This is a genomic window from Pseudomonas sp. (genome assembly GCF_026224925.1).
Classification (GTDB): domain Bacteria; phylum Pseudomonadota; class Gammaproteobacteria; order Pseudomonadales; family Pseudomonadaceae; genus Aquipseudomonas.
The window spans coordinates 1-8,266 of the sequence record NZ_JAMFRV010000456.1 but is presented as its reverse complement, the minus strand read 5'-3'; the positions used below and the strand labels follow the sequence as shown (position 1 = coordinate 8,266).

6 protein-coding genes are annotated in these 8,266 nt (G+C 57.9%); all 6 read right to left on the bottom strand.

Features of this window, described 5'->3' with window-relative positions:
• Positions 1-754, bottom strand: a 754-nt coding sequence (locus M0974_RS19700; protein ID WP_297840509.1) for a cytochrome c, incomplete at its 3' end; no start/stop codon positions are given.
• Between the two features lie 9 nt (positions 755-763).
• Positions 764-2,539: a GMC family oxidoreductase gene (locus M0974_RS19695; RefSeq protein WP_297840506.1), complete on the bottom strand. Its 1,776-nt coding sequence runs from the start codon at positions 2,537-2,539 to the stop codon at positions 764-766.
• Positions 2,540-2,541: 2 nt separating this feature from the next.
• Positions 2,542-3,282, bottom strand: a complete 741-nt coding sequence (locus tag M0974_RS19690) for a gluconate 2-dehydrogenase subunit 3 family protein (RefSeq protein WP_297840504.1) — start codon at positions 3,280-3,282, stop codon at positions 2,542-2,544.
• Positions 3,283-3,443: 161 nt separating this feature from the next.
• The gene (locus M0974_RS19685) at positions 3,444-5,126 is read right to left on the bottom strand and encodes a methyl-accepting chemotaxis protein (protein ID WP_297840499.1); all 1,683 of its coding nucleotides are present in this window, start codon (positions 5,124-5,126) and stop codon (positions 3,444-3,446) included.
• Positions 5,127-5,380: 254 nt separating this feature from the next.
• On the bottom strand, positions 5,381-6,589 hold the full coding sequence (locus M0974_RS19680; protein WP_297840496.1) for an acyl-CoA dehydrogenase family protein: 1,209 nt from the start codon (positions 6,587-6,589) through the stop codon (positions 5,381-5,383).
• 26 nt (positions 6,590-6,615) lie between these two features.
• Positions 6,616-8,266 (bottom strand): ABC transporter ATP-binding protein (locus M0974_RS19675; RefSeq protein ID WP_297840493.1); only part of this gene is annotated, 1,651 nt, incomplete at its 5' end.

Below are 8,266 nucleotides of genomic sequence, written 5' to 3'. Positions count from 1 at the left end.
GTCCGTCGGCCGGGTTACCGCGCAAGTTCACTGCAAGCCAACCGTCGATCACCGGGCCACCGGACAGGAACTCAACACCCGACTCGTCCAGTGCCTTTTCTTGCAAGGTCAACGCACGCGGCGTGTGGCAACTGCCGCAATGCCCGAGGCCCTGCACCAAGTAGGCACCTCGCGCTACCTCTGCAGTGCTATAGCGATCCGCCTTGAAGGCCACGCTCTCTGGCGTCGGTGCCAACGTCTTACGCCAGATCGCCAGGGGCCAACGCATGGACAATGGCCATGGCACATCGTTGAGCCGATTGACCTCATTCACTGGCTGCACGCCATGCATGAAGTACGCATAAAGCGCGCGCAAATCATCATCGCTAATTCGTGCATACGCCGGATAAGGCATCGCCGGGTACAGGCTCTTGCCGTTGGCCGCAATACCGTGGCGCAAGGCGCGGTCAAAGTCATCCAAGGAATAACCGCCAATGCCGGTCTTGGGATCTGGGGTGATGTTGCTGCTATAGAGCGTACCAATCGGCGAAGCAATGGGTAGCCCACCGGCAAACGGTTTTCCGCCTTTGGCCGTGTGACACGCCGTACAGTCGCCCGCATCAGCCAAATACTGCCCTTTTGCAATCAGTGCACCATCCACAGTGGCCGTGGCCGCAGGCAGAACGCGGGTTTTGCTTGGCCACAAGGCAAACGTCAGCAGCACGACGAACACCACCAACCCGAGGCCTATCAAGCCAGTCAGAAACTTTTTCATGTTGCCTCCTTATGCTTGAACCAGTGGGCCAGGGCTTTTCAGGTACTGCTCGCGAATTGCCTTCGCAGACCAGTAAGCCAATGCTCCAACCATGCCGGTCGGGTTGTAGCCGTTGTTCTGCGGGAATGCATTGGCGCCGATGGCGAACACGTTATGCACGTCCCATGACTGCAAGTAGCGGTTAAGTGCCGAGGTTTTCGGATCGCTGCCCATGGTTGCACCGCCACAGGTGTGGGTGCTCTGGTACTTGGTGATGTTGTAGTGCTCACCAGCTTTTTTCGCATCGCCAGCCAGTGCGGTTGGGTTGAGGATTTTCGACATTTCCAACGCCTTGCCCACCAGGAATTGCGACGCCTTGACCTCGTTCTCATGCCAGTCGAAGGTTATGCGCAGCAAGGGCCGACCGAAGCCATCTTTATAGGTGGGGTCCAAGCTCAAATAGTGCTGACGGTAGGACATGCACGCGCCCTGCACTTCGAAGTAGAACGAATGCCGAAACGCATCGCTTGCCGCCTGTTTCCACTGCGTGCCCCAATTCGGTGTACCCGGCGGTACGTTAATCCCACGCACTGGACCAGCGCCCGGTTGACGTGCCCAGATAACTCCGCCGCCGACGAATCCGGCCTTGGCGTTGTCCAGTTGATTGCCGTTGAGGTTATCCATCGTGGTGCCCGCGCCGCCGATACCGATGAACTGGTTGGCCTGAACGTCTTTGTCGAAAAAAAGCACCACACGGTTAAGGTTCTGATACGAATAGTTGCGACCAATCGTGCCTTCCCCAGTCACCGGGTCATACGGTTTACCAATGCCCGACAGCAGCATCAGGTGCACGTTGAACAGTGAGAATGCGCAGAGCAGCACCAGATCTGCTTGCTGTTCGACCTCGCGACCTTGAGCATCCAGGTACGTGACACCGGTTGCCTTCTTGCCATCGCTGTCCAGGTTGACCTTCAACACCTGCGCGTGGGTGCGCAGTTCGAAGTTCTTGCGCTGGCGCAGCACCGGAAGGATGCTGATGTTCGGGCTGGCTTTGGAGTAGTTCAGGCAGCCGTAATCACTGCAGAAACCGCACGCATTACACGGACCCATTTGGCAACCGTAAGGGTTGACGTAGGCCGCTGAAGCGTTGGAGGCGGGAATCGGATACGGGTCCCAACCCATTTCCCGGGCGGCGCCGTAGAACATCTCTGCGCCGAGATAATTGGCGTTCGGTCCCAACGGGAATTCACGCGAACGCGAGCCTTCAAACGGGTTGCCACCGGGCTGCTTGACGCCCTGAATCACACCGCCTTTGCCGGAGGTGCCGCACACGTATTCAAAGTGATCGAAGTGCGGTTCCAGGTCCTCGTAAGTTACCGGGAAATCCTGAATGGTCATCTCGCTCGGAATAAACTTCTGACCGTAGCGTTGCTCAACGTTGCTGCGCAGCTTGAAATCTTCCGGCAGTGCACGGAAATGGCAACCGGACCAGTGACTGCCTGCGCCGCCAACGCCCGTGCCTGGTTTGAACGAACCCATTTGACGATAAGGCACCGCGTTCGAGAGCAGGTTGTGACGCACGGTGACGGTTTCTTGCGACAAGCTCTGCAAGTACTTGCGATGCACCGAGCCTTCCAGCTCATCAACCACCTTTGGATAAGCAAAATCCGGCTGCGTGTCGCGGTCGGCACCACGCTCCAGAACCACGACATTCAAGCCTGCATCAGTCAATTCTTTGGCCATGATGGCGCCAGTCCAGCCCATGCCAACGATGACGGCATCTACTTTTGGTTTCATAGTCGCCATGCTCAACCCCTCCGCCCGGCAAGATCGACCGGTGGTAGCGGGTAAGGACGATCACGCACCGTCACCCAGTCCATATAGTCAGCACGCATACCGGGATAACCAATCATTTTCCATGCGCCCATGTTTTTGTTGCCGCCGTGGGACGGGTCAGCGAAATAGCCGTTGCGTACCTCGTTGAGCAGGTTGTTGAAGAATAATTTGGCCGACACACCGTCCAGTTCAACCTTGCCCGCCTCAGCAGCCTTAAGCAGGTCTTCCTGCTGGGTGTGGGTCAAGTCAGCGAACACCTTGCCGCCCAACGCTTGCTTGCAATGAGCGTCCATTGCCTTCATCCCTACCCGCAGCAAATCGCGGAGATTCAAGCGGCCTTGGTAACCGAATTCCGGGGCGGCTTCCACGAACGGGCCTTGCATGTACCAAATGGCGCCGTTGGCGTAAGGGGTCTGTAGATGGCGGTCAAGAAACTCCACGACGCCCAGCTCTACCGCGCCGGGCCCGACGTGGTCGGCAGGGATCAACCGGTCGCATGCAGCAGTGAGAAACGTCCACTCTTGCGGTGTCAGAAAGGTCGGAACGTACGTGCTGGCTGCGGCAGGCTGGGTAGCCGGTTGCGCGTCGCTGGCGGGGGTTTGGGCGAACGTGCGCGTGGACAGGCCGGCGCTGGCCAAGGTTACAACGGGGATCAGGGTCAGCGACTTTCGCAGAAAGTCACGACGGGCCGGTGAGGTGTCGTCATCATTCATGAATTACTCTCTCATCAGGTCTAACACGGAGTGTTTCAATTTTTATAATGCGTGCCGCAGGCGTCGCCCTGCGGCATTGTTCAATAGGAAGCTAAGCAATAGCGCGTAAACCTGCCCGCCGCGTGCGCGGCAGATAGATTTAATGAAGGGTATTTAAACAGTCAGATTTTGAACTGGCGGACCAGGTTATTCAGATTAGAGCCCAGCGCAGAAACATCGCGCATGGTAAGAGCACTCTGTTTCGTTTCATCGGCCATGGAATCAACTGCGTCGGCAATCAGGTGCACACTGCGGTTGATTTCTTCTACCACGGACGTCTGCTCTTCCGCAGCGCTGGCGATCTGCGCGTTCATCGCATTGATGGTACCGATCAGATCGGAGATCGAGTCGAGGGACATTCCGACTTCGTTGGTTTGCTGATTAGCACCCTCGCCCGCGGCAGAGGAACGACGCATCGCTTCGACCGAGGCTTGGGTGCCTGCTTCCAGACGCGTTGTCATGTTTTGGATTTCCTGGGTGCTCTGTTGCGTGCGGCTGGCCAATGCGCGGACCTCGTCGGCGACTACCGCAAACCCACGCCCTGCTTCACCGGCTCGCGCGGCTTCGATTGCGGCGTTCAAAGCGAGCAAGTTGGTTTGCTCGGCAATCGCACGGATCACACCCAGGACCGAAACGATAGAACGCACGTCGGTTTGCAGGCTGTCGAGGCTTGTGCCGCTGAGACGAATATCGCCCACCAGCGCATTCATACCCTGGATATTGGTGCCCACCGCAGCGCGCGCAGCGTGACCTTGACGATCGGTCTGTTCGGCGGCTTCGGCGGCTCGTTGTGCGCTGCGTGCTACTTCTTGAGCAGCAGAGGACATTTCATTGATTGCAGTGGCCACCTGATCGGTTTCTTCACGCTGGCGCTGCATAGCCTGTTCAGAACGCACTGTTTGTTGCGTGGCCTGCGCGACCAAACCACCCAGATCGGTGGTCATTTGCGCAACTTGGCTAACCATGCTGTGAATCTTGTCGACGAAGCGGTTGAACGATCCAGCCAGATCAGCCAATTCATCGTGACCGGTAATGGCCAAACGTCGAGTCAGGTCACCGTCGCCAGCCGCGATGTCATCCAGATTGGTTTTCAAAATATGTAAAGGACGCACCACTCCGTTGGCGATCAACACACCTGCAATGGCGGTAACCAGCAATAGGATCGCCGCCAGGATCATGATGCTGGTAAGTAACTTGTCGGTGCGGGCATCTATCGATTGCTCCTCCAACGCCATGGCCGTGTCGATATCATCGACATTGATTGCACTGCCGAGCACTAAGTCCCATTTTTCCAGGTATTCGGTGTAACCCAGTTTAGGCACCTGTACGCTTTCCTGACCCGGCTTTGGCGCCGCGTAATCAATGTAGTGACTACCGTTTTTTGCGACCGTCACAAACGTTTGGTAATGAAAGGAACCGTCGGCATCACGGGTGTCCCAAAAGCTTTTACCGATCCCCGCAGTGCTGTCGCCACGCAGTATCCGCACACCTTTGGTGTCATAGGCAAAGTAATAACCCTCGTCGCCGAACTTCACCGCCTTCAGCAGCTCTAGCGCTTTATCCCGGGCTGCCATGTCACCACTGGCGGAGGCGTCGTACAACGGTTTAATAGTCGACCGGGCGATGTCGACATAATTTTTCAGCACCTCGCGATTACGCTGCACCAAGAGGCTGCGTGAGCGGGTCATTTCCGACTCGGCGCTGTTATTCAGCATCCGCTCCGTGACCCCGCTGACGATCAGTGCGAAGAGCAAGGCCGGGACAATGGCTAAACACAGTAACTTGGTTTTTACAGTGAATTTCATAAGAATGCCTGAGCTGACAGTGATCGTTAGCCACCTATCGGCTGCGCGCGGCATTACTTGATTAAATCATTGAGTTCTTACAAAGAGCACACTAATTAGTTGCCAGGAAAAGAGTATTATTTTTAAAAGGAGCCAGCCAGCCACATCACCTTGAGGATGCTGTGGCTGCACTGACGTTAAAGCTGGACACTCATGAAGTCACATACTTCAAGCAACTTACATCTCCCAAACAGAGTAGGGGTTCGCATAAACCGTTAGAACAACCCGGACGTCGGTGGTGGGGTGCCTTTAAGTTGCCACGCGCCCACCGCCGCCGCTTTCCAGTGGCGGGGGTTGTGATTGGCCACGGTGCGTGCGTTGCGCCAGTGACGGTCGAGGTTGTGGGCGCGGCCAGTAGTCGAGGCGCCGCCCACGTCGAACACCAGTTCGGCGGCTTTGAGCGCTGACTCGGCGGCGATGTATTGCGCTTGGGCTACCTCGATTGCAGCTTGATCAACCGCGTGCGGGTCAAGGTTTGCAGCCCAGGCTCGATCAATGGATTCAGCCGCGCGTAACACCACCGCTTCAGCCGTGTAAGCACGGGCGGAAATATCACCCACACTGAGTTCCACGTAGGGGTCGTCAATGGATCGGCTCGCTGTGCTGTGCTTGATTGGCCGCGCATGCTCACGGGCAAACACCACTGCATCGTTCAGCGCATTGCGGGCGATGCCGGCTTCCACCGCTGCAAGGAACAACTGCAGGAACGGCGTAACGATGGTGCGCTTGCCCTCCTCCACCGTTTTCGTCCGAATTTCATCGGCATGCACCACAACATCGTTCAGTAACGTGGTGCCGCTGGCGGTCAAGCGTTGGCCCATGGCATCAAAGTCATCGAGCAGTTCCAAACCTTCACGCGTTCGCGGCAGAATGAAAGACACCGGCTGGTCGTTCTCATCCAATGCCACGGCGCTGACCCAATCGGCGTACAGCGAACCGGTGCTGTAGTACTTGCTGCCGTTGGCGCGAAAGTGCTCGCCATCGCGAACAATCCGCGCGCTGATCGATCCGTTGGCACCGCCGACTTCCCAACCCGCATTGCCTATTACCGCACCCTGTAAGTAGCGCTCGAACCAACGTTCGCGTTCGCCCTCGGCACCTTCAGCCTGCGACGCCAGCAACCCCTCAATGAAACCGAAGCCGGGTCTTAATGCTTGTGCGACATTGGAGTCCACGGAGGCGATACGAACCAGCAAATTAATGACGTCCTTGACCGAGCCGCCCGGTCCGCCATATTTCGTGGGTATCCGGCAGGTATACAGGCGCGCTTTAGCGATCTGGGCCACTGCGTCAAAAGGTAATTCTCGGTCGCGCTCACGTTGCGCTGCACCCGCTGCGATCTGCGGCAGCAAGTGATCCGCACGGGCATTCAGGTCGGCGACGGTGATGAGGGTTCGATCAGGTGTTGCGAACAGCGTGCTCATGGTAATTCCTTGGGCAAAGTTTGAGCTTAAATAGCGATTTTCCACAGCCGTGATTCATCAAACAGCGGCAGGTCATCCTCAGGCTCGGGTGGCAGCGCAACTAATTTGATGCCAGCGCCCGGTAGGCGCGGTACTGCGCTCAGCAGTCGGCGGGTGTATTCGTGTTGCGGGTTGTTGAACAAGTCGTCGACCAATGCGCTTTCCACGACTTTGCCGTGGCGCATCACCAACACCTCATCGCTGACGTGGCGAATAACCCCCAAGTCGTGTGAGATAAACAGATACGCCAAGCCCAGTTCAGCTTGCAGATCCGCCAACAAATCCAGTACTTGGGCTTGAACTGATACGTCCAGCGCCGACACCGGCTCATCGCAAATAATGACTTTGGGATTGCTCGCGATGGCCCTGGCAATCGCCACCCGCTGACGTTGGCCGCCCGAGAGTTGCAGCGGCCGCCGCGCGGCCAGTTCGGCCGGCAGACGCACTTGGTCCAACAACCGGGTGATGCGTGCAGGCTGGTCTAAAATCCCGACCCCGGCGACGTCCAACGCGTCGGCGAGGATTTGCCCGACGCTCCAGCGAGGATCAAAAGAACTCAACGGGTCTTGATAAATGACGCTGATATCACGGCGATAAACACGACGGTCTTTCTCCGAAACTCGCTGGCCATCAGCCCCGGTCCAAGGTCGCCCCAGGAAGGACACTTGACCGGCGTCCGGCTCCAGCAACCCCAATACCATGCGCGCAACGGTGGTCTTACCGGAGCCGGACTCACCGACAATTCCCAGGGTCCGCCCGGCGCGGAGGTCAAAGCTGACGTCGTCGACCACTTGCCGCGATTGATGATCCGGGCCGACGTAACGCTTGCCCAAGCCCCACGCTTGCAGCACTACAGGGGCGTCCAACGAGGCTCGTGGTTTGACACTATCGGGTTCGGGTTCGCGCTCAGGCGACAGTCGCGTACCGCGGGCGTGCTCTGCCGGGACCGCATTCAACAGCGCACGGGTGTAAGGATGGCGCGGGTCACGCAGCACTCGCGCCATAGGCCCCTGCTCGACCACTTCACCGTGGCGCAGCACCAATACTTCATCGGCAAGCTGTGCAACCACAGCTAGGTCATGGCTGATGATCAACAGTGAATCGCCACGGGCCTTGATGTCCTGCAATACGCTGAGTATTTGCGCCTGTACCGTAGCGTCCAGTGCGGTAGTGGGTTCGTCAGCGATCACCAACCCAGGGTCCAGTGCCAGGGCGCTGGCAATCAACGCCCTCTGGCGCAGACCGCCCGACAATTGATCCGGACGTTGACGCGCGCGCAACTCGGGTTCGGGCACACCCACTCGATCAAGCAACTCGATAACCCGCTGTGTTCGACTGCGGCGGTCACCCCAACGGTGGGTTTCAAGCACCTCCAGAATCTCTTTGCCCACCGGCCGCAAAGGGTCTAGCGAAACCAGGGCGTCCTGCAGCACAAACCCAATGCCTTTGCCTCGTAATGCACGCCAATCACGTTCGGACAAGGTCAACAAGTCTCGGCCGCCATAGCTCAGAGTGCGCGCAGTGACCCGAGCGCCTGCTCCGGCCAAGCCAATCAGGCTACGCGCCGTGACACTTTTGCCCGAGCCGGACTCACCGACCAGCGCCAGCGTCTTGCCGGGTTCAAGGGTAAAGGACAGG